General features: G+C 67.4%; 24 protein-coding genes. 15 read left to right on the top strand and 9 right to left on the bottom strand.

What is annotated here, in order from left to right; translation table 11 throughout:
• Positions 1-46 precede the first annotated feature (46 nt).
• From WG903_RS08975 to WG903_RS08960, 4 genes are read left to right on the top strand one after another with little or no spacing between them, the layout of a single operon-like run.
• Positions 47-643, top strand: a complete 597-nt coding sequence (locus WG903_RS08975) for a hypothetical protein (RefSeq protein WP_340074434.1) — start codon at positions 47-49, stop codon at positions 641-643.
• A 38-nt stretch (positions 644-681) separates the two neighbouring features.
• A complete protein-coding gene (locus WG903_RS08970) occupies positions 682-1,146 on the top strand; it encodes a hypothetical protein (RefSeq protein WP_340074432.1) in 465 nt (154 codons plus the stop codon).
• A complete protein-coding gene (locus WG903_RS08965) occupies positions 1,143-1,637 on the top strand; it encodes a hypothetical protein (protein WP_340074430.1) in 495 nt (164 codons plus the stop codon). The genes WG903_RS08970 and WG903_RS08965 overlap by 4 nt, the downstream gene beginning before the upstream one ends.
• Before the next feature lie 15 nt (positions 1,638-1,652).
• A complete protein-coding gene (locus WG903_RS08960; RefSeq protein ID WP_340074427.1) occupies positions 1,653-7,571 on the top strand; it encodes a beta strand repeat-containing protein in 5,919 nt (1,972 codons plus the stop codon).
• On the opposite strand, the gene WG903_RS08955 is transcribed toward WG903_RS08960, so the two are convergent.
• Complete coding sequence (locus WG903_RS08955) at positions 7,544-8,002, bottom strand: GNAT family N-acetyltransferase (protein WP_340074425.1); 459 nt, start codon at positions 8,000-8,002, stop codon at positions 7,544-7,546. The genes WG903_RS08960 and WG903_RS08955 overlap by 28 nt on opposite strands.
• A gap of 20 nt (positions 8,003-8,022) precedes the next feature.
• On the opposite strand from WG903_RS08955, the gene gloA reads away from it, so the two are divergent.
• A complete protein-coding gene (gene gloA / locus WG903_RS08950) occupies positions 8,023-8,406 on the top strand; it encodes a lactoylglutathione lyase (RefSeq protein WP_340074423.1) in 384 nt (127 codons plus the stop codon).
• Between the two features lie 88 nt (positions 8,407-8,494).
• Here gloA and WG903_RS08945 read toward each other — a convergent pair whose 3' ends face one another.
• The gene (locus WG903_RS08945; protein WP_340074421.1) at positions 8,495-9,139 is read right to left on the bottom strand and encodes a bifunctional 4-hydroxy-2-oxoglutarate aldolase/2-dehydro-3-deoxy-phosphogluconate aldolase; all 645 of its coding nucleotides are present in this window, start codon (positions 9,137-9,139) and stop codon (positions 8,495-8,497) included.
• Complete coding sequence (gene edd, locus WG903_RS08940) at positions 9,130-10,914, bottom strand: phosphogluconate dehydratase (protein ID WP_340074420.1); 1,785 nt, start codon at positions 10,912-10,914, stop codon at positions 9,130-9,132. Before edd ends, WG903_RS08945 begins: the two co-directional genes overlap by 10 nt.
• 56 nt (positions 10,915-10,970) lie before the next feature.
• Here edd and WG903_RS08935 point away from each other — a divergent pair, with 56 nt between their 5' ends.
• From WG903_RS08935 to WG903_RS08925, 3 genes are all read left to right on the top strand, one after another.
• On the top strand, positions 10,971-11,567 hold the full coding sequence (locus WG903_RS08935) for a gamma-glutamylcyclotransferase (RefSeq protein WP_340074418.1): 597 nt from the start codon (positions 10,971-10,973) through the stop codon (positions 11,565-11,567).
• A gap of 16 nt (positions 11,568-11,583) precedes the next feature.
• On the top strand, positions 11,584-11,934 hold the full coding sequence (locus WG903_RS08930; RefSeq protein ID WP_340074416.1) for a hypothetical protein: 351 nt from the start codon (positions 11,584-11,586) through the stop codon (positions 11,932-11,934).
• A 142-nt stretch (positions 11,935-12,076) separates the two neighbouring features.
• On the top strand, positions 12,077-13,255 hold the full coding sequence (locus WG903_RS08925; RefSeq protein WP_340074414.1) for a class-III pyridoxal-phosphate-dependent aminotransferase: 1,179 nt from the start codon (positions 12,077-12,079) through the stop codon (positions 13,253-13,255).
• 14 nt (positions 13,256-13,269) lie between these two features.
• On the opposite strand, the gene WG903_RS08920 is transcribed toward WG903_RS08925, so the two are convergent.
• From WG903_RS08920 to WG903_RS08905, 4 genes are read right to left on the bottom strand one after another with little or no spacing between them, the layout of a single operon-like run.
• Complete coding sequence (locus WG903_RS08920) at positions 13,270-13,812, bottom strand: nucleotidyltransferase family protein (RefSeq protein WP_340074412.1); 543 nt, start codon at positions 13,810-13,812, stop codon at positions 13,270-13,272.
• Positions 13,809-14,786, bottom strand: coding sequence for an XdhC family protein (locus WG903_RS08915; protein ID WP_340074410.1), 978 nt, complete (start codon positions 14,784-14,786; stop codon positions 13,809-13,811). Before WG903_RS08915 ends, WG903_RS08920 begins: the two co-directional genes overlap by 4 nt.
• Positions 14,786-16,927 (bottom strand): xanthine dehydrogenase family protein molybdopterin-binding subunit, encoded by a 2,142-nt coding sequence (locus WG903_RS08910; protein WP_340074408.1) that lies wholly within the window; start codon positions 16,925-16,927, stop codon positions 14,786-14,788. Before WG903_RS08910 ends, WG903_RS08915 begins: the two co-directional genes overlap by 1 nt.
• 11 nt (positions 16,928-16,938) lie before the next feature.
• Positions 16,939-17,409 carry a (2Fe-2S)-binding protein gene (locus WG903_RS08905; RefSeq protein WP_340074406.1) on the bottom strand — a complete coding sequence of 157 codons (471 nt, stop codon included), beginning with the start codon at positions 17,407-17,409 and terminating at the stop codon, positions 16,939-16,941.
• Positions 17,410-17,508: 99 nt separating this feature from the next.
• Between WG903_RS08905 and pdxH the strand changes: the two genes are divergently transcribed.
• Positions 17,509-18,156, top strand: coding sequence for a pyridoxamine 5'-phosphate oxidase (pdxH, locus tag WG903_RS08900; RefSeq protein ID WP_340074404.1), 648 nt, complete (start codon positions 17,509-17,511; stop codon positions 18,154-18,156).
• On the opposite strand, the gene WG903_RS08895 is transcribed toward pdxH, so the two are convergent.
• Positions 18,153-19,085, bottom strand: coding sequence for an AEC family transporter (locus WG903_RS08895; RefSeq protein WP_340074402.1), 933 nt, complete (start codon positions 19,083-19,085; stop codon positions 18,153-18,155). The genes pdxH and WG903_RS08895 overlap by 4 nt on opposite strands.
• Before the next feature lie 36 nt (positions 19,086-19,121).
• On the opposite strand from WG903_RS08895, the gene WG903_RS08890 reads away from it, so the two are divergent.
• The 4 genes from WG903_RS08890 to WG903_RS08875 all read left to right on the top strand — a co-directional run bounded on the left by WG903_RS08890 (position 19,122) and on the right by WG903_RS08875 (position 22,322).
• Complete coding sequence (locus WG903_RS08890; RefSeq protein WP_340074400.1) at positions 19,122-19,427, top strand: hypothetical protein; 306 nt, start codon at positions 19,122-19,124, stop codon at positions 19,425-19,427.
• Between the two features lie 72 nt (positions 19,428-19,499).
• The gene (locus WG903_RS08885; RefSeq protein ID WP_340074398.1) at positions 19,500-20,642 is read left to right on the top strand and encodes a hypothetical protein; all 1,143 of its coding nucleotides are present in this window, start codon (positions 19,500-19,502) and stop codon (positions 20,640-20,642) included.
• 10 nt (positions 20,643-20,652) lie between these two features.
• Complete coding sequence (locus WG903_RS08880) at positions 20,653-21,564, top strand: metal ABC transporter substrate-binding protein (RefSeq protein ID WP_340074396.1); 912 nt, start codon at positions 20,653-20,655, stop codon at positions 21,562-21,564.
• Complete coding sequence (locus tag WG903_RS08875) at positions 21,561-22,322, top strand: metal ABC transporter permease (protein ID WP_340074394.1); 762 nt, start codon at positions 21,561-21,563, stop codon at positions 22,320-22,322. The genes WG903_RS08880 and WG903_RS08875 overlap by 4 nt, the downstream gene beginning before the upstream one ends.
• Here the strand turns inward: WG903_RS08875 and msrA are convergent.
• The gene (gene msrA, locus WG903_RS08870) at positions 22,300-22,839 is read right to left on the bottom strand and encodes a peptide-methionine (S)-S-oxide reductase MsrA (RefSeq protein WP_340074392.1); all 540 of its coding nucleotides are present in this window, start codon (positions 22,837-22,839) and stop codon (positions 22,300-22,302) included. The genes WG903_RS08875 and msrA overlap by 23 nt on opposite strands.
• Positions 22,840-22,966: 127 nt before the next feature.
• Between msrA and WG903_RS08865 the strand changes: the two genes are divergently transcribed.
• Both WG903_RS08865 and WG903_RS08860 read left to right on the top strand, forming a co-directional pair.
• Entirely contained in the window at positions 22,967-23,659 is a 693-nt protein-coding gene (locus WG903_RS08865) for a TetR/AcrR family transcriptional regulator (protein WP_340074390.1), read from the top strand.
• Positions 23,656-24,813, top strand: coding sequence for an efflux RND transporter periplasmic adaptor subunit (locus WG903_RS08860; RefSeq protein WP_340074388.1), 1,158 nt, complete (start codon positions 23,656-23,658; stop codon positions 24,811-24,813). Before WG903_RS08865 ends, WG903_RS08860 begins: the two co-directional genes overlap by 4 nt.
• The last annotated feature ends 4 nt before the right edge of the window (positions 24,814-24,817 follow it).

The following is a 24,817-nucleotide window of genomic DNA, read 5'->3' as shown; positions in this document are numbered from 1 at the left end:
CGTGCGCGTTGCTGGGGTGTCAGCAGGTTCTAAGAGAGGAATGAAGATGAACAAGCCGCTTGATTTGTCAATCTTTCTGAGTAAGATGCGCGCTCGACTGCTCGACAACAAGTACCTTGGACCAAAGGTGCGACCGGGCAGCGCAGGGAGGCTCCATTTGGATGACGTGCGGGTTCGCTCGGCAGGGGATTTCGCGTGGGCGCCAGGCGGCAGACGCCGAGTGCTGCGCATCTCGGGCTTCTTCCTCCCACTCCTTTTTGCCTTCCCTGCGAATGCGGGGGAAGCCGGCCTCTCGCAGCGTTGCGACGTCCTGATGCGCTCGGACCAATGCGTCGACGTGACTGGAACGTGGATGTACCTGCGGCGCAAGGACGCGCTGAATATGCTCGAGATCAAGCCGAGCGCGCCCGACAAGTTCACATTCAAGGTTGATGCCGGTTACGGCGGCTCCACGACGCACCTGGAGGGAGAGTTCACCCTCAAGCATGGTCTCGGGCTTCATGCAGATGGCCGCTGCTCCATGGTCTTCGTCCCTCTGTCGCCGCAGCGCCTGAAAGTTGTCGGGTTCGGCGAATGCGAGGAAGGTCACGGCGCCCGGATCGACGGCACTTATTCGAAGACCCCGAGGGAGCAAGGGCGATGAGCGTCCACCCGCAAGAGTCTCGCGCCGGAGCCTTCGTCATGGCAATCCTGGCCGCGGTCTGCACCCCTGCTGATGCCACAAGCCCTCCCTCGCCGCCGCCGCCGACCGTTGCCGAGATCGTCAGCACGACCCAAGCGGTATTCATTGGACGGGTCGAGTCCGTCACCTGGCAACCAATTGTCCCCAGCAACCCGAATGCGGGACTCATCGCGTTCAGGGTCACGGTCACGGAGCGCCTGTTGGGCGAAGCGTCGTTGGTTCCCAAGCGAATCACGTATGTCGCCGGGAGCGTAAGCATGGCGGAAACCCAATCGCGAGAGCGCTATGCAGGCAAGTCGTTCATTTTCGTCGGCCACGTGTTTCCGCTGCCAAGCGGCGAAGCCAAGATCATGGTGCCCCCGAGCGGCGAACTGCCTCACGAACTATTGAGGGCCTCGGAATTCAGGCGTGCATTGCGCCCCGCCCTGTCCCCAAATCCAACCGTCACACGGAGTACCCCATGACCGGCTTCGATCAATTTTTCAAGCACCCTCCCATCCCTGCGCGATTCACAACGGCGCTGAAGATCTTCTGCGGGCTCGCGATGGCATGTCCGTCTCTGGCGATCGCCCAGCACGAAATGGGTCCAGGCGGATCCATTTGCTATCTGAGTCGGGAATACCGGGCGGGTGTCAGGGACAGGGTGCTCGTTCAATCCTCGAAGGGAAGCGCACATGTGCAGTTCCAGATGACGTACTGCAACTTCGAAATGTCGCCAGACTGCGCAAATGCACGAAGCGAGGAACTGGATGTCACCGGCTCTGCCGCGGGCAACGTCATTCGCGCGAAGGCGGCCGGTGGGACGTGCGCCGTCACGTTGCGCTTCCTGAATTCCAAACAACGCCTGCTGGTCACCCAGGAGACGTCTTGCCCCCAATTGAAGTACTGGGGCCCACATGGTGTTTACGTTCCGGAGAAGTTGAACGCCGGCGAACAGAGCGCTTGCTCGCAATAAAACTGGAGAAAGAACTTGTCGCTTCCGTCCTTCAATACAAACTACATCAAGGGTTCGTACGCAGCGGACCTACTCTTCTTCCTGAAGGTCTCCGAAAACAACCCGCTGCGACTGTTTGGGGAGGGCCTCGGCGGGAATTCTTCCGGCCTGAAGCCGCACATCGACAGCGTGCAGAGCGTCGCGATCGGTTACGGGTACGACCTGATCCAGAACAAGGCCACGGCCGTGGCGGATCTCCAGGCCGCAGGTGCGACGATCACCAATGCGCTGCAGTTGCAACAAACGCTGAACGGGCTGACCACGGCCAACTCGGCATCCTTGGTCGGCACCCTGGCCGGCCTCGTGAAACTGCCGGCCGAATCCAACGCTGAGGCGCTGCTAAACGTTGCCGTGAACCAGCGCGTCCCGGCTTTCAATGCATTTCTGCAGGCGCGAAACATCACGTTGCCGGACTCGAAGGAACGGGCGACCCTGTTCAGCATGTGGTACCAGACCCCGAAGTACTTCGAGGTCAAGGACGCCCAGACCGGCCTGATGCGGCCGACGACGCTGACCCAGCAGTTGATCGCCGGCAATCGTGCCGAAGCCTGGTTCCAAATCAGATACGGCTCCGCCGCGAACGGGACCCAGGGTTTGGGCATCGTCGCCAGGCGCTTTGCGGAATCGACCGAATTCGGGCTGACCGATGGGACACCCCCGGGTTTGTCGCAGGCGAAGCAGGTCTACCAGATGTTGCAGGCCCACCGCGATGCCATCGTCACTTGGGAAAAGCGGTTCGGAAAGCCGTTTGACGGAACCCCTTCCCAGCGAGACCTGATCAAGGAGGCCAATACCACCTATAGCTTCACGGGGGCCGGGACCGTGCAGAGCATCGTGGAAAACCTGAAGCCCCTGCGCGATTCGCTGTTCGCGGAACTGCAGACGACGTATCCCGAGTTGGCCACGAAGCTCCAGGCGGCCTCGACGGCCGTCGATCCATTCAATGTCTACATGGCGCCGAAGGCCGGCACCTCCGCTTCGCTCGACTCCAAGATCTATCAAACCGGAAAGTTCGCGGCCGGCGCGGCCGATTTGCTCGTCGGCGATTCCGCCGCCGACGCCTTGAAAGGAAACGACGGCGCCGACGTGCTGCTCGGGCTTGGCGGCAAGGACGTACTGGACGGCGGATCCGGCGACGACCTCCTCGTCGGCGGCACAGGCGACGACGTGCTCCAGGGCGGGGCAGGCAACGACACGTACTTCATAGATGCGTCGGATGGGAAGGACGTGATATCAGATGCCGACGGCGTCGGCACGGTAATGATCGGCGGAGCGAACGCGATGACCCTGGGTGTTGCCGTCGCAACAGGCATCGCCAACACCTGGGAGGTCAAGAACGGCACGCAGGTCCTCCTCACGATCAAATTCACCGGAACCACTGCCCCGGACGGCTCGATGGCGGGGGCACTGCAGGTCGACGGTCCCGCGTTGGGCGGCGCGAACAACTCATTCACGATCCAGAACTGGAAGGGCAAGAAGAACCAGGCCGGTGACTTGGGCATCACCCTGCAGGACGCACCCGCCGTGAAGACCGTTTCCGGCGGCGCGGTCACAACCGAACAGGTCAAGTCCCTGTTAAACGGGGGCTCGACGCCGTCCACCGCAGAAATGGGCGAAGGTTCAGCGAAGACGTTCACGGTCGTCGCCTCTGCGGTCGACGACCTCGTGCAAACCGTGAAGGCCAAGGTCCAGGGAGCGATCGCCGGCGCGCTCTACGCCGTCGTCGGCGACGACACCATCCCGTTCACGAACGGCGAAGTGACGCTCACCATCGCGCCCGGGCAGAACCAGGTGACGTTCTCCGTCTGGGAAAAGGGCGCGATCACTTCGGACCAGACGTTCACGCTCAGCGCGAGCCTGCTGGACTCGTCGGGCAACCCGATCGCGCAGAGCAACGGCCTGTCCGTGACGGTTCGCAACTCGGACGACCCCGCCGATCCAATCCAGGAACCGGTGACGACGAACAGCATCATCAAGGGCGGCGACAACGACACCTTCGGTGACACCGCTGCGAACGATCTGCTCGACGGCGGCGCAGGGAACGACGTCATCAGCGCCAACGCCGGCGGTGACGACATCATCTACGGTGGCATCGGCGACGACGATCTCGCCGGGGGGCCGGGCAACAACCACGTGCTTGGCGGCTCTGGCCGCGACACGGTGCAAGGCGGCAACATGATCGGGTCGCCCGGCAATGACGTCGTCGAAGGCGGAGCTGATGCCGACATCGGTTATGGCGACGACGGCAAAGACCGCCTCTACGGCGACGACTACGTCAAGCTCGAGGACGCGATCACGCAAGGCAACACGGCCGCTCCCGGCGCGGGCCAGGGCGATTTCATGAACGGGGGCCTCGGCGACGATACCGTCGTCGGCAGCAATCGCAATGACATGCTCACCGGAGGGCCCGGCAAGGACGTGATCGTGGGCGGCGGCGGCGACGACGTGATCGAAAGCGACGCCGACTTCGGCTGGGTCGAGCCGGGGTGGACCGCCTCGGTGACCAACGCCAACAATACCTACACGTTCAACGTGAATGGAGCCACCCTGCTCTGGTACGGCGCGCAGGACGACCGCGTGTACGCGGGAGCCGGCAACGATGGGGTCACCACTGGCGGCGGCAACGACTTCATCGATGCGGGGACGGGCAACGACACGGTGTTCGGCGAAGGGGGCGACGACCAGGTGCTGGCGGGGGACGGCGACGACGTGCTCGTCGGCGACAACGGCCTCAGCGTAACGCCGGCCGCCCAGCAGGGAGCGGACTTCATCGATGGGGGCGCCGGCAATGACTCCGTGTTCGGCGGCGGCAACAACGACGCCTTGTTCGGCGGTGACGGGAATGATTCGCTTGTCGGTGATTCGTACGGCCTCGCAGGTGACGACTACATCAACGGCGAAGTGGGCGACGACACAGTGTTCGGCGCGATGGGCAGGGACACGATTCTCGGCGGCACGGGCAACGACGCGTTGGTCGGCGACAACGGCGGATCTGACCCTGCGGGCGATGCGGACTTAATCGACGGCGGCGTCGGTAACGACCAGCTGTTCGGCCAGGGCGGCGACGACACGATGCAGGGTGGCGACGGCGCCGACTACGTGAAAGCCGACGCGGGCCAGGACGTCCTGGATGGGGGTGCAGGCAACGACACCATGCTTGGCGGCGACGACGACGACCGCTTGGCAGGCGGCGCGGACATCGACGGCCTGGATGGCGGCGCGGGCCGCGATTGGGTCGATGGCGGGGCGGGCGCCGACACTGTGATCGGCGGCGCCGACGACGACATGCTCCTGGGCGGCGATGGCAACGACCGCATCCAATCGGATGCCGGCAACGACTTTGCCGACGGGGGCACGGGTTCGGACACGATTACGGGCAACGACGGCAACGACATGCTTGCGGGCGGTGACGACGCCGACCACGTGCAAGGCGATGCCGGCAGCGACCAACTCGACGGCGGCACAGGCGGCGACACGGTCCTGGGCGGCATAGGCCAGGACCTGCTGGCCGGCGGCGATGGCGATGACACGATCGCGGGCGACAACGGGGGCACCGACCGCACCGGTGACGATGACGTCCTCGACGGTGGCGCGGGCAACGACCAGCTGTATGGCCAAGGTGGCAACGACCTGCTGCTCGGCGGCGACGGAAGCGACTGGCTGCAGGGAGACGCAGGCGACGACACGCTGGTCGGCGGCACGGGCGACAACTTCTATGCGTACAACATCGGCGATGGCGTCGACCACATCGAGGACGCCGGTGGCAACGACCGCATCATCTTCGGCAACGGCATCACTTTCACCAACCTGCAACTCGGGCTGGGCTCGCTGAAGATCACGTTCGCGGGCCAGGCGGGCGAGATCCACATTGACCACTTCGACCCGAACGACCCCTTCGGCAGCGGCTCGATCGAGTTGTTCCAGTTCGCCGACAAGTCGGTCTATAGCTATGCACAGCTCCTGGCGAAAGGCTTTGCGATCGGCGGAACGCCGGATGCCGACGAGCTGTTCGGCACCGCGCTCACCGACACGATCAACGCGCTCGAGTCGGACGATTACGTGAACGGCCTGGCCGGCAACGACGCACTTCACGGCAACGCGGGCAACGACGCGGTCTTCGGTGGCGACGGCGCCGACCACCTCTGGGGCGACGACGGCAACGACGTGCTCGGCGGCGACGCGGGCGCGGACATCCTGGAAGGCGGCACCGGCGACGACGTGTATCTCTTCAACCTGGGTGACGGCCAGGACACGGTGATCGACAACAGCGGCGCGGACTCGGTGTCGTTCGGCACCGGCATCACCGCCGCCAACCTCGGCGCGGGGCGCGCGGGCAGCGACCTCGTGCTGTCCGTGCGCAACACGACGGACTCGCTCACCATCAAGGACTGGTTCGCCAACCCGCAGATCGTGAACGAGGTCGTCCTCGGCGACGGCACGGTGCTCGACCGCGCCGGCATCGCCGACCTGATGAAGAACGCCGCACCGGTGCTCGTTGCCGATACGGCCACGGCGCGCGAAGACATCACGACCATCGCGAGCGGGAACGCGTTGTCAAACGACTTCGACCCCGAAGGCCGCGCGCTGCGCGTGACGGACGCGGGCACGTACGCGGGCACGTATGGAACGCTGTCCTTGTCGTCGAACGGCTCGTACACCTACACCCTGAACAACGCGTCCACCGCCGTGCAGTCGCTCGCGGGCGGGCAAATGGTGACCGACACGTTCACGTACACCGCCACCGACGACGACCCGTCGCTGCCGCAGACGTCGTCGTCGAAGATCACGGTGAACATCAGCGGCAACAACGACGCCCCGGTCACCGTGGCCGACATGGCATCGGTCTTCGAAGACCAGCTGGCCGCGGCCGTCGGCAACCTGCTCGCCAACGACTCCGACATCGACAAGGGCACGACGCTGCAGGTCGCCAACTTCGGTTCGCAGGCAGGCACCTACGGCACGCTGACCATCGGGCTGGACGGCAGCTACTCGTACACCTTGAACAACGGCCTGGCCGCGGTTCAGGCGCTGGCCGACGGCGTGAAGGTCACCGACCACTTCACGTACGTCGCGACGGACGGCATCACGACGACGTCGTCGTCCTTCGACGTGCAGGTGACGGGCCGCAACGACGCGCCCACGGTGGTCAACGCGCTGCAGGACGCAGCGGCTTCGGGCAACTTCAGCTACGTGGTGCCTGCCAACACGTTCAAGGACGTCGATGCGGGCGACAAGCTGTACTACTCGGCAACGCTCGCCGATGGCTCCGCGCTTCCGAGCTGGCTGACCTTCGACGCGGCCACGGCCACGTTCTCGGGCCGCGTGCCCAAGGGAACGACCGTCCCGATCGACATCACGGTGACCGCAGCCGACCGCAGCACCAACACGCCCGAAAAGGGCTGGGCATGGGACACCTTCCGCATCACCTTCGACGGGAAGACCGGTGGTGGCGGCGGGAACAACGGCGGCGGTGGCAATGGCAGCGGCAGCCAGGGGAACGAAGGCGTGGGCAACGGCCCCGACGCGCCCCCGCCCGGCCACGACTACGACCACAACGACGGCGACGGCACGTCGCCCGGCAACCCCGGCTCGCAGGGCGGCAACGGCTACCAGCCGCACGAGGTGTTCGGCCCCCCGCCGGAACAGCTCACGTCGGGCCTGCCGGGCCTGGGCGAGCTGACCGTGGGCACGCCGCTCGATGCACCGGGCGCCGCGAACGGCAACGGCTCGTCCGGCAACAACGGCCAGCACAACGGCGCCGACAACGGCAATTCAACCGGCAACGGCAACCCGTTGACGGCATACGTGGATACGGGCTGGGGCTACGACAACTTCTACGCGGACGACGCGGCCATCGAGCTGATCGGTCACGCCAGGCTCTTGGCGAGCCTGTAGGCGTCGATGCGCCCCTGGTAATAGCCATGGGCGATGTCGTACCGCTCATAGCCGCGCATGCCGTAGAAAGCCAGCGCACCCAGGTTGTCGGCGCGTGCCTCGAGCTCGATCCTTTCGATGCCCGCGGTGCGCGCCGACTTCTCCAGCCAGTCGAGCAGCTTGCCGCCCACGCCATGGTCGCGCTGAGACGGGCTGACGGCCAGCAGGCTGAGGTGCGCCTTGTCGTCGCCGTATTTCATGATGCCGAAGCCGACGAGCGCGATGCCTTCCATCGCCACGACGACGTTGGTCGCGCGGTCGCGGATGGAGGCGCGCACGCGCTCGGGCGTCCAGCTCCAGGCCAAGCCGGCCTCGACCTGCTCGCGTGACATGTCGGCGATGGCGCGTGCATCGCGCAGGGTCGCCAGGCGCAGGGTCGGCACGAGAAGCATGGCGAAAGCATAATGCGCCGATGCGACTCCTGCACACCATGTTGCGCGTCGGCGACCTCCAGCGGTCGGTCGACTTCTACACCAAGGTCCTCGGCATGAAGCTGCTGCGAACCACGCAGCGCCCCGACCAGAAGTACGACCTGGCCTTCGTCGGCTACGGCACCAACCCGGAGCACGCCGAGATCGAGCTCACGTACAACTATGGTGTCAGCACCTACGAGCTGGGCAGCGCCTTCGGCCACATCGCGCTGGGCGTGCCGGACGTCTACGCGGCGTGCGACACCATCCGCAAGAACGGCGGCAACGTCACGCGCGAGCCCGGGCCGGTGAAAGGTGGCACATCGGTGATCGCGTTCGTGACCGACCCGGACGGGTACAAGATCGAGCTGATCGAGAAGAAGTGACGGTCACCCCGGCGTGGGCCGGGATCCAGCGGCTTTTTCCAGCGGCGACAAGGACACTGGGCCCCGGCCTGCGCCGGGGCGACAGGGCTTACTTCGGGCAGGCGAGCTCCCTCGCCTCCTTCGCCAGGCGCGTGATGCGCCCCCAATCACCCTTCTCGATCGCGTCGGCCGGCACGATCCACGTGCCGCCCACGCACGCCACGTTGGGCAACGCCAGGAAATCGCGCGCATTCGCCGCCGTGATGCCGCCGGTCGGGCAGAACGTCGCGTCGAAGAAGGGGCCGTGCCACGACTTGAGCATGGGCACGCCGCCGGCCTGCAGCGCCGGGAAGAACTTCATCTCCATGTAGCCGTCGTCCTGCGCGGCCATGATCTCGCTGCCCGTCGCCACGCCGGGCAAGAGCGGCACGCCGAGCTCCTTGCACGCACGCCCCAGCGGCGACGAATACCCGGGGCTCACGATGAAGCGCGCGCCGGCCTTGGCCGCCGCCTGCGCATCCTTGGTGTTGCGCACCGTGCCCGCACCCGCAACGGCGTCGGGCACCTCTTTTGCGATCGCCTCGATGCACTGCATCGCCACCGGCGTGCGCAGGGTGACTTCCAGCATGCGGATGCCGCCCGCCACCAGCGCGCGCGCCAGCGGCACGGCGTGGGCTACTTCGTTCAGCACGATCACCGGGATGACCGGCGCGTCGCGCATCACGTCCTTCGCGGTCAGGTTCTTCACAGCCATGTGCAGGCTCCTTCCTCCGCCGATCGCGCGTTGCGGCGGAAGGCGGCAAACAGTTCGCGGCCGGTGCCGTGGGCATCGGCGGCCTTGAGGGATTCTGGCATCGGCGCCGGCTCGCGTTGGGCCCATTCGGCATCGGACACCAGCGCCTGCAGCACGCCCTTCTGCGCGTCGAGGCGCACGACATCGCCATCGCGCAGCTTGGCCAGCGGCCCGCCCATCGCGGCTTCGGGCGTCACATGGATGGCCGCCGGCACCTTGCCCGATGCGCCGCTCATGCGGCCATCGGTGACCAGCGCCACGCGGTGGCCCTTGCCTTGCAGCACCGCCAGCGGCGGCGTGAGCTTGTGCAGCTCGGGCATGCCGTTGGCCTGCGGCCCCTGCCAGCGCACCACGCAGACCACGTCGCGCTCCAGCTCGCCGGCCTTGAAGGCTTGGTGCAGGCCTTCCTGCGAATCGAACACGCGGGCCGGCGCCTCGATGACATGACGGTCGTCGGGCACGGCCGAGGTCTTGATCACGCTGCGGCCCAGGTTTCCGCTGAGCAGGCGCAGCCCCCCGGTGGTGCTGAACGGTTCCTTCGCGGGCCGCACGACGCCGAGGTCGCGCGAAGCAGACGGCGCGATGCCGCGGTATTCGCCGATGCCGCCCTCACGCACTGTCAGCACGTCCGCGTGCATCAGGCCCGCATCGAGCAGCTCGCGGATGATGTACGCGGGCCCGCCGGCGGCCTGGAACTGGTTCACGTCGGCCTGGCCGTTGGGGTACACGCGCGCGATCAGCGGCGTGGCCTGCGACAGGGCCTCGAAGTCGTTCCAGTCGATGGTGATACCCGCCGAGCGCGCCACCGCCACCCAGTGGATCAGGTGGTTGGTGGAGCCGCCGGTGGCCATCAGCACGACCAGCGCGTTGACGATGGCGCGTTCGTCGACCACGCGGCCGATGGGCGCGAAACGCTTGCTCCGCGTGATCGCGAGCACCGTGCGCACCGCCTCGCGCGTCAGCGCCTCGCGCCGGCCGTCCTGCGGGTTGACGAATGCCGAATCGGGCACGTGCAGGCCCATCGCCTCCAGCAGCATCTGGTTGCTGTTGGCCGTGCCGTAGAAAGTGCAGGTGCCCACCGTGTGGTACGCCTTCTCCTCGGCTTCGAGCAGCTCCTTGCGGCCCACGAGGCCTTGCGTGGCCAGCTCGCGCACCTTGGCCTTCTCGCTGTTCGGTAGGCCGCTGGGCATGGGCCCGCCCGGCACGAACACCGTGGGCAAGTGGCCGAAGTGCAGCGCGCCGATCAACAGGCCGGGGACGATCTTGTCGCAGATGCCCAGCATCAGCGCGGCGTCGAATACGTCGTGGCTCAGGGCCACCGCCGTGCCCAGCGCGATGGTGTCGCGCGAGAACAGGCTCAGCTCCATGCCGGCCGTGCCTTGCGTGACGCCGTCGCACATCGCGGGCACGCCGCCGGCCACCTGCGCGGTGGCGCCGAGCTTGCGCGCCTCGTCCTTGATCACGTCGGGGAAGCTGGCGTAGGGCGCGTGCGCGGACAGCATGTCGTTGTACGCGGTCACGATGCCGATGTTGGGCGCGTGCTCGGCGACCACGCGGAACTTGTCGTTGCCGGGAAGCGCCGCGAACGCATGGGCCACGTTGGCGCAGCCCATGCGCTCGTCGCCGCGCGGCCTGGCGGCGGCCGCGTCCAGCCGCTGCAGGTAGGCGGCGCGGCCGGGCGCGCTGCGTTCACGGATTCGCTCGGTGACCGAGGCCACGGCCGGGTGCAGTGTCATGGGGGAATCGTAGCGCGCCGCGCGCTGCTCAGGTGGCCGCGCTACAGTTTCGGCTCATGAGCGAAAGCCTCAAGCCCCTGCGCGACCCGGCCTCGATGCTGGAACGAACCCTCGTCGAATGGGGCGGCCACCAGGACCTGTGGATCTTCGGCTACGGCTCGCTGATCTGGCGGCCCGAGTTCGACTATGCCGAACGCCGCCCCGCCAAGGTGCACGGCTGGCACCGCGCGCTGAAGATGTGGAGCCGCATCAACCGCGGCACCCCCGAGCAGCCCGGCCTGGTGTTCGGCATGCTCTCAGGCGGCAGCTGCCAGGGCATGGTTTTTCGCATCCCCCAGCACGAAGGCCGCAAGGTGCTGGCGCTGCTGTGGGCGCGCGAGATGAAGCTGGCCATCTACGACCCCAAGTGGCTCACGTGCCAGACGCCGCAAGGGCCGGTGACGGCGCTGGCGTTCACGCTGTCGCGCAAGAGCCCGAGCCACACGGGCGTTCTGACGCCGGAGGAGTACCGGCGCATCTTTACCGAGGCGAGTGGGATCTACGGGACGACGTATGACTACGCGCACCGCACGCTCGAAGAACTCAAGCGGCACAACATCCGGGACAAGGGATTGGAGAAGTTGCTGAAGTTGATCGAGCGCGAGGAGCGGTAGCGCTGCTCGCGACCCCATGGCACAGACCTACCTCTTCTTCCGGCCCTCCCGCTTGCCACTCGAGCCCGGCGAGTTGGACGCTGGTGCGGTGCTCAACATGCCCGATACACCGGAGCTGCGGCGGCAGGTGGAGGACGCGTTTCCCGGCCTGCAGTGGCAGTCCACCCTCCGGGGCAGCGCCGAAGCCGGCGGAAACTGGTACGAGGTCCACCTGCCCGAGGGCGCCGAAGCAACGCTTTCGATCCGATGTTCGCTCAAGGCGGACCATTCTGCGTTCGTCCAGGACCTGTGCGACCGGTTCCGCTGGCTGGCCTTCGACGAACGTCCGATGTGTTTCCAGCCCCACCGGGCGCCGTTTCCAGCCTGACGCTCTTCCCTTCCGCCGTCGATCGGGACGGCAGTGTTTCATGCTACGCAGGCAATTACCAGCGAGAACAAGCTCGGCCTCGCAGCACCGGTCTAGAGTGAGTGTGAAGGGCGTGGCCCTTCCACGGCCCGGAAACACCTGCATGAACCTGCGCCTGCTCGACAGGAAATACCTCGGGCGCCAGGAAGAGCCCGATGACTTCATCGTCGGCGACTCCGGCGGCAGCTACGTCACCGATACGCGGGGGCGCACGTACATCGACTTTATGACGGGCTGGTGTGTCGGCAACCTGGGCTGGGGCAACACCGAGATTCGCGCAGCGGCGCGGAAATACGAAGGCCCCGAATACGTCTATCCGGGGCACCTGTACCGGCCCTGGGCCGAACTCGCCGAACTACTGGCACGCATCACGCCGGGCAAGCTGTCGGTCTCCTACCGGACGACCGGCGGCACCGAATCGGTCGACGGGGCGTTGCAGATGGCCATGGCCTACACCGGGCGCGGCAAGTTCGTCTCGATCGAAGACAGCTACCACGGCAACTCGATCGCCACCATGAGCATCGGCGCATCGGGCAACCGCAAGAAGTTCAAGAACCTCCTGCCCCATTGCCAGAAGATCAAGCCGCCGCTGGACGGCAAGGCGCTCGGGAAGGTGAAGACGCTGCTGGAGAAGCGCGATGTCGCAGCCTTCATCATGGAGCCCGTCATCTGCAACCTCGGCGCGATGGTTCCCGACGAAGAGTTCGTGCGCGGTGTTCGTGCGCTCTGCACGCGCTACGGCACGCTCTTCATCGCCGATGAGGTCGCCACGGGTTTCGGGCGCACGGGCAAGCTCTTTGCCTGCGAGCACTTCGGCCTCGAGCCGGATGTGCTTTGCATGGCCAAGGCGATCACCGGTGGCTACGGGGCGATGGGTGCGGTGATCACCACGCCCGCCATAGCGAAGGCCATCAAGGAAGATTTCGGCCTGTATTCCACCTACGGCTGGCACCCTCGCGCCGTCGCCGTCGCGTTGGCCAACCTGCGCTACCTGATGCGGCACCGGGCCCAGCTTCTCAGGAACACCACGCAGCTGGGCGACTACTTCCTCACACGGCTTCCCGGAATGCGCTTCAAGGGCAAGGCAGACATCCGTGGCAAGGGCTTCGCCATCGGCATCGAGGTCGACGACGAACGCTACGCGTCCAGGGTGGGCGACAAATGCCGGAAGAACGGCCTGCTCGTGTCGGCCGAAGAAAATGTGCTCATGATTTTCCCGGCGCTGAACATCGCGCGAGAGACGGCCGAGCGCGGCCTCGACATCTTCGAACAGGCCTTGTGATCGGTGGCGGGCAACTAGCGCAACGCCAGCCGCCGCTGGGCGATCTTCAGGTCGGTGAGCGTGTCGATGTCCGTCACGATCCCCTCGTCGTCGATCTCCAGGTCGAAGACGCCGTCGACGGCGGCCTCGGCCTTCACCACCGACTGCGCGCCGTTCTGCCCGTGCAAGGCGCGCAGGGCACTCTCGCAGACGTGGTCGAAGCCGACCGGATGCCCGCGCTCGCCGCGGAAGTGCGGCACCACCACGTCGTGATGCTCCAGCGATTCCGCGACCAACACCAATGTCGATGGCTGGATGAGCGGCAGGTCGCCGGGCAGGATCAGCCAGCCGGTCGCATCGCCCGTGGCGCGCACCGCCGCGGCGATGCAATCGCCCATGCCTTCGTGCTCACCCTCCTCCACGTGCCAGCGCAAGCCGCTGTCCTTCGCGGCGGCGATGGTGCGGTCGACGACGCGCTTGCCACCCAGCATTGCGTGCAGCTTGTTCCCCGTGCCGCCGGACGCGATGAAGCGCTCGCCCTTGCCCGAGGCGAGGATCAGGACGACGGGTGAGCTCACGCGACTGCGCAGCCGGCGGGGGCCGCGGCAGGCGCCTCGATGCGGTTCTTGCACTCGACGACCTGCGCGCAGATCGACACGGCGATCTCGGCGGGCGTCTTCGCACCCAGGCGCAGGCCCACCGGGCCGTGCAGGCGGGCGAGTTCCTGTTCCGTGAGGTCGAAGTGCTCGGCCAGGCGCTTCTTGCGCGCGGCCTGGTTGCGCGTGGAGCCGAGCGCGCCGACATAGAACGCGTCGGAGCGCAGCGCCTCGATCAGTGCCATGTCATCGAGCTTGGGGTCGTGGGTGAGCGCGACGATGGCGGTGTGGGCGTCGGGGTTCATGGCGCGGACCACGTCGTCGGGCATTCCCGAAAGGCGCTGGATCCCGGCCTGCGCCGGGATGACGAATTCGTCGCGCGGGTCGCAGACGAGCACTTCGAAGTCCAGCATTTGCGCGATCTGCGCCACGGCTTGCGACAGCTGCCCGGCGCCGATCAGCAGCAGGCGCCACTTGGGGCCGAACAGCGTCGTCAGCTTGATGCCGTCGAACTGCATCTGCTGCTCGCGAGTGGCGTGCGCGAGCTCGATCGCGCCCGTTGCGAGCGTCAGCGTGCGCGCGACCAGCTCGTGCGCCGCCGTGCGCGCCAGAATCTCCTCGATCCACTTCGTGTCGAGCACCGGCTCCTGCACCAGCCGCAGCGTGCCGCCGCACGGAAGGCCGAAGCGCGCGGCTTCTTCCTTGCTCACGCCGTAAGCGATCATCGACGGCAGCTTGGACTTCTCACCGGCCTTCACGCGCGCGATGAGGTCGTCCTCGACACAGCCGCCGGACACGGAGCCGCTGACGACGCCGTCGTCGCGCACGGCCAGGAGCGCGCCGGGTGGCCGGGGCGCGGAGCCCCAGGTTTCCACCACGGTGACGAGCGTGGCGGCATGCCCAGCGCGCCGCCACGCGAGCGCGTCGGACAGCACGCGCAGGTCGAGGCTCTCCATCAAGCCTGCTTGATGGCGTCGGCCGTGATCGGCAGCTTGCGCACGCGCTTGCCCGTGAGCGCCGCCACGCCGTTGGCGATGGCCGGTACCACCAGCGCCGTCGCCGGCTCGCCGATGCCGCCGGGCTTCTCGGTGCTGCTGACCAGCACGATGTCGATGGCCGGCGATTCGTTCATGCGCACCACCGGGTAGTTGTGGAAGTTGGTCTGCTGCACGCGGCCCTTGTCCAGGGTGATCTCCTGCATCAGGCCCGCGCTCATGCCGAACACCACGCTGGACATGATCTGCGCCTCGACGGTGTCGGGGTTGACCATCATGCCCACGTCGGCGGCCACGGTGACCTTGTGCACGCGCACGCTGCCATCGCTCGCCAGGCTGACCTCGGCCACTTGCGCCATGTAGGTGTCGTAGCCTTCCATCAGCGCGATGCCGCGCGCGCGGCCGGCCGGCAACGGCTTGCCCCAGCCCGACTTCTCGGCGGCCAGCTTGAGCACGTTCGCGTAGCGCGGCTTGTCCTTCAGCAGCGCCATGCGGTACTCGTACGGGTCCTTGCCCGCGGCCTTGGCGCACTCGTCGATGAAGCTCTCGTTGGCGAAAGCGTTCATGTTGTGGCTCACCGCGCGCCAGTAGCCCACACGGAAGCCCGTGTCGTGCATGTACAGGTCGTGCTGCTGGTTCGGGATGCTGTACGCCGCCTGCGACGCCTCGGCCATGAACGGGTCGAACTCGCCGGGGGGCAGGCCAAAGGCGCGCTGCGTGATCGACTGCGACGCCACCTTGAAGTGCAGCGCCACCGGATTGCCGCTTGCGTCGAGCCCCGCCGTGATGCGGTTCACGCCCACCGGCCGGTAGAAGTCGTGCGTGGTGTCGTCCTCGCGCGTCCACAGCAGCTTCACCGGTCGGCCCACCGCCTTGGAAATCTGCGCGGCCTGCGTGATGAAGTCCAGCTCCAGCCGGCGCCCGAAGCCGCCGCCCAGGAACGTGGTCTTGAGCGTGATGTCCTCGGGCTTCACGCCCAGCGTCGCCGCGATGGCGCCCGCCGCGCCTTCCTGGAACTGCGTCGGGCCGATCGCCAGCACCTTGCCGTCCTTGAAGCTCGCGGTGAAGTTCATCGGCTCCATCGGCGCGTGCGATTGCAGCGGCGTCACGTACTCGGCGCTCACCGTCTTCGCGGCCGTCTTCATCGCGGCGGCGACGTCGCCCGTGGGCTTGCCGATCGGCAAGGGCTTGTCCTTCTCCATCGCCGCGCGCGTGCCGGCGATCATGGTGTTGTGGTCCATCTGCGCGACGGGCCCATAGTCCCAGTTCACCGTCACCGTGTCGCGCGCCTTCTTGGCATGCCAGTACGTGTCGGCCACCACGGCCACGCCGTCCGCGACCTGGATCACGTCGATCACGCCGGGCATCGTCTTGGCCTTGGCGGCGTCGTAGCTCACCACCTTGCCGCCGATCACCGGGCTTTGCTCGATGGTGGCGTACACCATGCCGGGCAGCTTCACGTCGATGCCGAACTCGGCCTTGCCGTTCACCTTGGTGGGCGTGTCCAGGCGCTTGGTGCGCTTGCCGACGATGCGGAAGTCCTTCGGGTCCTTGATCGGCGGGTTGGCCAGCACGGGCATGGACGACGCGCGCTCGGCCAGCTCGCCGTACGTGGCCTTCAGGCCCTTCGGCCCGTAGACGATGCCGCTCTCGGCGCGCACCTTGTCCTTGTCCACGTCCCAGCGCGTGGCCGCGGCCATCAGCAGCATCTCGCGCACCTGCGCGCCCGCGACGCGCAGCTTTTCCCAGCCGTCACGGATGGAAGTGGAGCCGCCCGTGATCTGCGCGCCCAGCAGTGCGTTGGTGTAGACCTTGTCCGGCGGCGCCACGGCCACCTGGATCTGCTTGAGGTCCACGTTCAGTTCCTCGGCGATCAGCATCGGCAGCGAGGTGTACACGCCCTGCCCCATCTCGGAACGCGCCGTGATGAGCGTGATCACGTTGTCGTCGGAGATGTGCACCCACGCATTGGGCGTGCGCAGCGTGCCGGCGGCCTGCGCGCTGCGCTGGCCGACGATGGAGAAGCCCACGATCAGGCCGCCGGTGAGGGCAGCGCTGGCCTTGATGAAGTCGCGGCGGCTGGTTTCGGCGATGGAGTTCATGGTCGTCTCCTTCAGGCCTTGGCGGTGCGCATGGTGGCGGCCGCATCCTTGATGGCCGCGCGCACGCGGTTGTAGGTGCCGCAGCGGCAGATGTTGCCGCTCATCGCGTTGTCGATGTCGGCGTCGCTCGGGTTCTTGTTCTTCGCCAGCAGCGCGGCGGCGCTCATCAGCTGCCCCGACTGGCAATAGCCGCATTGCGGCACGTCGTGCTTGATCCACGCGACCTGCAGCGGGTGCGTGTTGTTGGTGGAGAGGCTTTCGATCGTCGCCACCTTCTGGCCCGAGACGGCCGACAGCGGCGTCTGGCACGAGCGGATGGCCTGGCCGTTCAGGTGCACGGTGCAGGCGCCGCACAGCGCCTGCCCGCAGCCGAACTTGGTGCCGACCAGTCCCAGTTCATCGCGGATCACCCACAGCAGGGGCGTGTCGGGCTCGGCGCTTGCGCTGACCGCTTTCCCGTTCAGGTTGAAGTTGACGGCCATGTTTTGCCTCCTAAATCGATGAGCCAGGACAAGAAATGCAGCGTATGCCTGTGCCGCCAAATGTTCATCGGGTTAACCCCGAGATGCGACAATGTGACGATGAGTGACACGTCGCGAAACATTGCCGAGTTGCGCAAGAGTTACGAGCGCGCGGAACTGAGCGAGGACGCCTCGCACGCCGACCCGCTGCAGCAGTTCGACCAGTGGCTGGCGGAGGCGATCAAGGGCGAAATCCCCGAGCCCAACGCGATGACGCTCGCAACCGTGGCCAGCAACCTGCGCCCCAGCACGCGGCCGGTCCTGATCAAGGGCTACGACGAGCGCGGCATCGCCTGGTACACCAACTACGACAGCCGCAAGGGCGTGGAACTCGCGGGCAATCCCTATGCGGCGCTGCAGTTCCATTGGGTGGAGCTGGAGCGCGTGGTGCGCATCGAAGGCCGCGTGGAGAAGGTTTCCGCCGAGGAAAGCGACGCGTACTTCGCCACCCGCCCGCTCGACTCGCGCATCGGCGCCTGGGCCAGCCCGCAAAGCCAGGTGATCGCCAGCCGCACGGCGCTCGTCACCGCCGCCGCGAAGTACAGCGCGCAGTTCCTGCTGAACCCGCCGCGCCCGCCGCACTGGGGCGGCTACCGGCTGGTGCCGGACGAATGGCAGTTCTGGCAGGGGCGCAAGAGCCGGCTGCACGACCGCCTGCGCTATCGCCGCGAAGGCGATGCGTGGGTGCGCGAGCGCCTCGCGCCCTAGGACAAGAGGGCCATCACCAGCGCCACGCTCGGCACCGCGAGCAGCGTCGAGATGGCGACACCCGCCGTGATCTCCTCCTGCGCCACGCCATAGCGCTGCGAGAAGAGGAACACGTTCGCGCCGATCGGCAAGGCGGCCGACAGCACCATCACGTTGAATTCGACGCGGCCGATCGCCAGCCAGCCCGCAATCAGCGCGACCGCGATTGGGTGCAACAGGTTCTTGGCGAGCGCCAGTTCCAGCCCGGCGCGCCAGGCGGTGCCGAAGCGCGTCGCTGCGAGGGATGCGCCCACCATCAGCAGCGCCAGGGGGCCGAACACCCACCCCAGCCATTGCAGCGGCAGGTCGACGGCCGGCGGCAGCGCCAGCCCCGCCGCGGAGAACAGCAGCCCCGCGATAATCGGCAGCGGCACCGGGTGGATGATGGAATTGCGCACGGCGAGCAGCACGGTGTGCGGCGTTGAACGGTCCGACGCGCCGGGGTCTTCGCGCAGCAGCGCCAGCTCCAGCACGATCGTGGCCGTGGTGAGCAGCACCAGCGCATGCACCGACACCAGCGTGAACAGCGCCACCAGGCCCGTCTGGCCATACGCCAGTGCCACCAGCGGGATCCCGATCATCACGTTGTTGCTGTAGGTGTTGGCCAGCGCCAGCACCGCCGCGCGCCGGTTGAAGCCGCGCAGCGCCAGCGTGCCGCCGAAGATGACGGCCACCGCGATGAAATAGGCCCCCACCGGCTTGAAATCCAGCCCCGCCAGGTTGACGCGGCTCATGGTGCGGAAGAGCAGCGCCGGCGCCAGCACCACGAAGACGATGCGCGAGAGCCAGCGGACGCGCGTGGGGCCGAGCCAGCCGATGCGGCCCGCGCCGAAGCCCACCGCCGTCATCGCGATGACGGGTAACAAGGCCCCCAGCACGCCAGCATCCATGCACGCATTGTTCCCCAGGCGTAAGATCGCCCCGCGATGAACCGGCGCTTCCTCTGGACTTTGTTGCTCGCGCTCGTCCTGCCCTTCGCGCAGGTAGCGGCGGCTGCGCACGAGGTGTCGCACGTGCGCGCCGCGGCCAGCGACAAGTCGGGCGTGCCGGCGCCGCACTGCGACGTGTGCGCGGTGGCGGCGGCCGTCACCGGTGGCGGCGCGGCGAGCGATGCGCCCGTGCTGCTGCACGCGCCGGTGCGGCACGAACAGCCGCTCGCTCAATCGCCTGCGCCGCACGCGGGCGAGCCCATCGCCTTCTTCCTCTCGCGCGCCCCTCCTTCCCTGCGCTGATCCGTTGACTTCGCGCGCCCTGCCCGCTCGGCAAGGCGCATCGACGCATCCATCGCTGAAAGGAGTGTTTCCATGAAATCAGTCGTCGCCGCCGCGTGCCTGGCCACGCTGGCGCCGCTGGCGCAGGCCCAGGGCGCGCCCGACATCCAGGCCCTGCGCGAAGAGATCAGGCAGCTGCGCGAGCAGTACGAGGCGCGCATCAAGGCGCTGGAGGCAAAGCTCGACGCCGCGCAGGCGCAGCCTGCCGCAGCTGCGCCCGTCCCTGCTCCGGCGCCCGTCGCGGCCGCACCCGGCAAGGGCTTCAACCCGCAGCTCTCGCTGAACCTCTCCGGCCTCTATTCGCGCTCGCGCAACCCGTCGCTGGACCGCGGCTTCAGCCTGGGCGAATCCGAGCTGGGCCTGTCCGCCAACATCGACCCGTGGTTCAGCGGCTTCGCGGCGATCAGCTTTTCGCCCGACAACACCGCGTCCGTCGAAGAGGCGTACGTGCAGACGACTTCGCTCGGCAAGGGCTTCACGGTCAAGGCCGGGCGGTTCTTCTCGTCGATCGGCTACCTCAACTCGCAGCACGCGCACGTGTGGGACTTCGTCGACCAGCCGCTGGCCTACCAGGCGCTGCTGGGCGAGCAGTACGCCGACGATGGCGTGCAGGTGGCGTGGCTCGCGCCGACGGACACCTTCCTCGAGCTGCGCGGCGAGGTGGGACGCGGCCGCTCTTTCCCGGGCACGAACACCTCGCGCAACGGCGCGGGCGCCACCGCGCTCTCGCTGCACTCGGGCGGCGACATCGGCGAAAGCTCGAGCTGGCGCGCGGGGGTATCGGTGCTGAATGCGCGCGGCGACGACACGACGTCGTCGACGCGCGTATGGGTGGCCGACGGCGTTTGGAAGTGGGCGCCCAACGGCAACGCCACGCGCACCAACTTCAAGGTGCAAGGCGAGTACCTGCGCAGCGTGAGCGACGACCGCCCGACGCAATCCGGCTGGTACACGCAAGCCATCTACCAGTTCATGCGCGGCTGGCGCGTGGGGCTGCGCACCGAGCGCTTGGAGGACGACCGCAAGAACAGCGTGATGCTCGACTGGAGCCCCAGCGAGTTCTCGCGCGTGCGGCTGCAGTACGCGCGCGACCGGTCCTCGCCTTTCGGCAAGGACAACCAGTGGTTCCTGCAATACATGATGAGCCTGGGCGCCCACGGCGCCCACGGCTTCTGAGGACAAGCCCATGAAGTTCCATCGCTACCTTCTCGCGCTGTGCGCCGCGGCGGCATTCGCATCGCCGGCGCAGGCCGCGTTGCGCGTCTTCGCCTGCGAGCCCGAATGGGGCGCGCTCACGCAGGCGCTCGGCGGCAACCTCGTCGACGTCACCGTCGCCACCTCGGCTTTGCAGGACCCACACCAGATCCAGGCCAAGCCGAGCCTGATCGCGCGCATGCGCAACGCCGACCTGGTGGTGTGCACGGGCGCCGAGCTGGAAGTCGGGTGGCTGCCAGTGCTGGTCCAGCAATCCGCCAACGCGAAAGTGCAGCCCGGGCAGCCCGGCTTCTTCGAGGCGGCACGCAACGTGAGGCTGCAGGACATCCCGGGCAGCGTGGACCGCTCGCAAGGCGACGTGCACGCGGCCGGCAACCCGCACATCCAGACCGACCCGCGCAACATCGCGTCGGTGGCGACGGCGCTGGGCGCTCGGCTCGCGCAAATCGACGCCGCCAACGCCGCGCAGTACCAGCAGCGCACGGCGGACTTCTCGCAGAAGTGGCAGCAGGCGATGGCCAAGTGGAACGCGCAGGCCGCCCCACTGCGCGGCACGCCGGTGGTGTCGCAGCACAAGGGCTTCGTCTACCTGTACGACTGGCTGGGGCTGAAGGAAGTGGCGGTGCTCGAGCCGAAACCCGGCGTGGAGCCCAGCGCTTCGTACCTGCAGAACGTGCTGGCGACGCTCAAGGCCAGCCCCGCGAAGATGGTGCTGTTCGCCGCCTACCAGGACCCGCGCGCTTCCGACTGGATGTCGCAGAACGCCGGCATTCCCGCCGTGAAAATCCCCTTCACCGTCGGCGGCAGCGAGCAGGCCAAGGACCTGTTCACGCTGTTCGACGACACGATCGCGCGGCTGCTCGCAGCCGCGCAGCGCAAATGAACTGGGCCGCGCTCGACTGGGGCATCCTCGGCCCCGCGTTCATCGCCGGGCTGCTGGTGCTGGCCACGCACGTGCCGCTGGGCATGGAGGTGCTGGACCGCGGCATCGTCTTCATCGACCTGGCCATCGCGCAGATCGCCGGGCTGGGCGTGATCGTCGCGATGGCGCTCGGCTTGCCCGAAGCGGGCATCTGGGGCCAGGTCGCGGCGGTCGTCGCGGCGCTGCTCGGCGGCTTGCTGCTCACGTGGACGGAAAGGCGCGCGCCGCAGCAGCAGGAGGCGCTGATCGGCGTGCTGTTCGTGCTGGCCTCGTGCGTCGGCATCGTGCTGCTGGCCAGCAACCCGCATGGCGGCGAGCACCTGAAGGACCTGCTCGTGGGGCAGATCCTGTGGGTCAACACGAAGCAGCTCGCTTGGCTGGCGGGCGTGACCGCGCTGCTGCTCGTCGCGATCCATGCCGGCGTCGCGCAGCGCATGGGCCGGTTCGGCTTCTATGCGGTGTTCGCGGTTGCCGTGACCGCGTCGGTGCAGCTCGTGGGCGTGTACCTGGTGTTCTCGAGCCTCATCGTGCCGGCGCTGGCGCTCAAGCTCGCGCGCAGCACCCGGCGCATCGCGGCTTACGCGATCGGCATCGTCGGCTACGCGCTGGGACTGGCGCTGTCGGCGCTGTTCGACCTGCCCTCCGGCGCGATCGTGGTGTGCACGCTCGCGGCCATCGGTCTCGCCTACGCCGCGCTCAGTCCTTCGCGAGCTCCCTGAAGGTCTTGCGGAACTTCGCCACCTTCGGGGCCGCCACCGCCACGCAGTAGCCCTGGTAGGGGTTCTTCTCGAAGAAGTCCTGGTGGTAGGGCTCGGCCGGGTGGTAGTTCTCCAGCGGCTTCACCTCGGTGACGATCGGCTTGCCCCACAGCTTGTCGTTCGTCATCTCGCGGATGATCGCCTCGGCCTCGGCCTTCTGCTCGGGCGTGGTGTAGTAGATGCCGCTGCGGTACTGCGTGCCGGTGTCGTTCCCCTGCCGGTTGAGCTGGGTCGGGTCGTGCACGGTGAAGAAGATCTCCAGGATCTGGCGCGTGGTGACCTGCGACGGGTCGTATTCCAGCTTGACCACCTCCGCGTGGCCGGTCGTCCCCGTGCACACCGCCTCGTAACTCGGGTTGGCGGCCTGGCCGTTGCTGTAGCCCGATTCCACGTCCGTGACGCCCCGCACCTTCACATAGACCGCCTCGGTGCACCAGAAGCAGCCGCCGCCCAGGACGATGGTTTGCCGTTCGCTCATTGCACTTTCCTTTAGTGGTTGCTCACTGTAGTCGCGCGGGAAGGGCCCGGCTTTACACCCCCTTGGCTTGACCGGATGGGCTGGGAAAGCTACATTACTAACCAGTCAGTCAGTAATTTCCCCACCCATGTCGTCCCTCTCCAAGTTCATCGGCCAAGTCGAGGAGCCGCCCGCCTCCAAGCGGGGCCGCCGCAAGGAAGCCCGCCCGGGCGAGTTGCTGGACGCCGCCCTCGACCTCTTCGTCGAGAAAGGCTTCGCCGCCACCCGCGCCGAGGAAGTGGCGGCGCGCGCCGGCGTTTCCAAGGGCACCCTCTTCCTCTATTTCCCCAGCAAGGAGGAGCTGTTCAAGGCCGTGGTGCGCGAGAACATCTCCGGCCGCTTCAGCGAGTGGAACCAGGAGTTCGAGACCTTCGAGGGCACGACGGCCGAAATGGTGCGCTACTGCTTCCAGGTCTGGTGGGACCGCATCGGCGCCACGCGCGCGTCGGGCATCACCAAATTGATCGTGAGCGAGGCGCGCAACTTCCCGGAGATCGCGGGCTTCTACCACCGCGAGGTGATCGAGCCGGGCGAACAGCTGATTCGCAAGATCCTGAAACGCGGCGTGGACCGGGGCGAGTTCCACATCGACGACTTCGAATACGCAATGTTCCTGATCATCGCGCCGATGATTTATCTTGTAATGATGAAGCATTCGCTAGGCGCCTGCGTGAACATCCCGATCGACCCCGAACGCTATCTGAAGACGCAGGCCGACACGATCCTGCGCGGGCTCGAGCGCAGGCCCACCGACCCCGCCCCGCCCAAGACGAAGAAATGACCCTGACCCGACGCCACAAGATCTGGATCGCCATCGCGGTGGCACTGCTCGCAGTTGCTTTCGGCGTCGTCCGCGCGCTGGGCGCCAAGCGCGCGCAGCAGGACGCCGTCACGCAGGCCGCGACAGCCAAGGTGCAAAGCGTCGTCGAGCTCGCCGCGACCGACGTGGTGAAGGCGCGCGAGCTGCCGCTGGCGCAGGGCCTGCCGATCTCCGGCTCGCTGCGCGCGGTGAATTCCGCCGTCGTGAAGGCGCGCGTGGCCGGCGAGCTGCAGGGCCTGACCGTGCGCGAAGGCGACCTCGTCAAGGCCGGCCAGGTCATCGCGCGCGTGGACACCACCGAGTACGCGGCACGCGTGAAGCAGGCGCAGGAGCAGGCCGAGGCCGCCAAGGCCCAGATCGACATCGCCCAGCGCCAGTGGGACAACAACAAGAAGCTGGTGGACCAGGGCTTCATCTCCAAGAACGCGCTGGACACCTCGCTGAACAACCTGAGCGCCGCGCAATCGACGCACAACGCCGCGGTGGCCGCCGTCGACATGGCGAAGAAGTCGCTGGACGACACCAACCTGCGCGCGCCCATCTCCGGCATCGTGTCGCAGCGCGTGGCGCAGCCGGGCGAGCGCGTGGGCATCGACGCCAAGGTGGTCGAGATCGTCGACCTGTCGCGCCTGGAACTCGAAGCGACGCTCACCGCCGCGGATTCGGTGAACGTGCGCGTCGGCCAGGCCGCCCTGCTGCAGGTGGAAGGCCGCGGCACGCCGGTCGCGGCCAAGGTCGTGCGCATCAACCCCACTGCCCAGGCCGGCAGCCGCAGCGTGCTCGCGTACCTCGAGGTCCAACAACCCGCCGGGCTGCGCCAGGGCCTGTTCGCGCAAGGCACGCTGGGCACCGGGCAGGCGATCGCGCTGGCCGTGCCCGTCACGGCCGTGCGCACCGACAAGCCTTCGCCCTACGTCCAGGTCGTCGACAACAACCAGGTCGCGCACAAGGCCGTGGAAACCGGCACGCGCGGCGAGGCCGAGGGCGAGATGATGGTCGCCGTCAAAGGCGTGCCCGCGGGCGCGCTGGTCATCAAGGGCTCGCTCGGCCCGCTGCGCGAAGGCACGCAGGTGAAGTTCACCACCGCGCCCGCCGGCTCCACCCCCAAGCCCTGAGCGC

Source organism: Ramlibacter sp. PS4R-6, assembly GCF_037572775.1.
GTDB lineage: Bacteria > Pseudomonadota > Gammaproteobacteria > Burkholderiales > Burkholderiaceae_C > Ramlibacter.
The sequence above is the reverse complement of the archived record's forward strand: the minus strand, read 5'-3'. Positions and strand labels throughout refer to the sequence as shown.

Bases quoted from the DNA above. Each gene is read 5' to 3' on its own strand.
- gloA (WP_340074423.1), top strand. From the start codon at position 8,023: ATGCGACTCCTGCACACCATGTTGCGCGTCGGCGACCTCCAGCGGTCG.
- WG903_RS08945 (WP_340074421.1), bottom strand. From the start codon at position 9,139: ATGGCTGTGAAGAACCTGACCGCGAAGGACGTGATGCGCGACGCGCCG.
- pdxH (WP_340074404.1), top strand. From the start codon at position 17,509: ATGAGTGACACGTCGCGAAACATTGCCGAGTTGCGCAAGAGTTACGAG.
- WG903_RS08910 (WP_340074408.1), bottom strand. From the start codon at position 16,927: ATGAACTCCATCGCCGAAACCAGCCGCCGCGACTTCATCAAGGCCAGC.
- WG903_RS08965 (WP_340074430.1), top strand. From the start codon at position 1,143: ATGACCGGCTTCGATCAATTTTTCAAGCACCCTCCCATCCCTGCGCGA.
- WG903_RS08975 (WP_340074434.1), top strand. From the start codon at position 47: ATGAACAAGCCGCTTGATTTGTCAATCTTTCTGAGTAAGATGCGCGCT.
- WG903_RS08895 (WP_340074402.1), bottom strand. From the start codon at position 19,085: ATGGATGCTGGCGTGCTGGGGGCCTTGTTACCCGTCATCGCGATGACG.
- WG903_RS08905 (WP_340074406.1), bottom strand. From the start codon at position 17,409: ATGGCCGTCAACTTCAACCTGAACGGGAAAGCGGTCAGCGCAAGCGCC.
- WG903_RS08970 (WP_340074432.1), top strand. From the start codon at position 682: ATGGCAATCCTGGCCGCGGTCTGCACCCCTGCTGATGCCACAAGCCCT.
- WG903_RS08885 (WP_340074398.1), top strand. From the start codon at position 19,500: ATGAAATCAGTCGTCGCCGCCGCGTGCCTGGCCACGCTGGCGCCGCTG.
- WG903_RS08890 (WP_340074400.1), top strand. From the start codon at position 19,122: ATGAACCGGCGCTTCCTCTGGACTTTGTTGCTCGCGCTCGTCCTGCCC.
- WG903_RS08935 (WP_340074418.1), top strand. From the start codon at position 10,971: ATGAGCGAAAGCCTCAAGCCCCTGCGCGACCCGGCCTCGATGCTGGAA.
- edd (WP_340074420.1), bottom strand. From the start codon at position 10,914: ATGACACTGCACCCGGCCGTGGCCTCGGTCACCGAGCGAATCCGTGAA.
- WG903_RS08865 (WP_340074390.1), top strand. From the start codon at position 22,967: ATGTCGTCCCTCTCCAAGTTCATCGGCCAAGTCGAGGAGCCGCCCGCC.
- WG903_RS08930 (WP_340074416.1), top strand. From the start codon at position 11,584: ATGGCACAGACCTACCTCTTCTTCCGGCCCTCCCGCTTGCCACTCGAG.
- msrA (WP_340074392.1), bottom strand. From the start codon at position 22,839: ATGAGCGAACGGCAAACCATCGTCCTGGGCGGCGGCTGCTTCTGGTGC.
- WG903_RS08915 (WP_340074410.1), bottom strand. From the start codon at position 14,786: ATGGAGAGCCTCGACCTGCGCGTGCTGTCCGACGCGCTCGCGTGGCGG.
- WG903_RS08875 (WP_340074394.1), top strand. From the start codon at position 21,561: ATGAACTGGGCCGCGCTCGACTGGGGCATCCTCGGCCCCGCGTTCATC.
- WG903_RS08925 (WP_340074414.1), top strand. From the start codon at position 12,077: ATGAACCTGCGCCTGCTCGACAGGAAATACCTCGGGCGCCAGGAAGAG.
- WG903_RS08955 (WP_340074425.1), bottom strand. From the start codon at position 8,002: ATGCTTCTCGTGCCGACCCTGCGCCTGGCGACCCTGCGCGATGCACGC.
- WG903_RS08860 (WP_340074388.1), top strand. From the start codon at position 23,656: ATGACCCTGACCCGACGCCACAAGATCTGGATCGCCATCGCGGTGGCA.
- WG903_RS08880 (WP_340074396.1), top strand. From the start codon at position 20,653: ATGAAGTTCCATCGCTACCTTCTCGCGCTGTGCGCCGCGGCGGCATTC.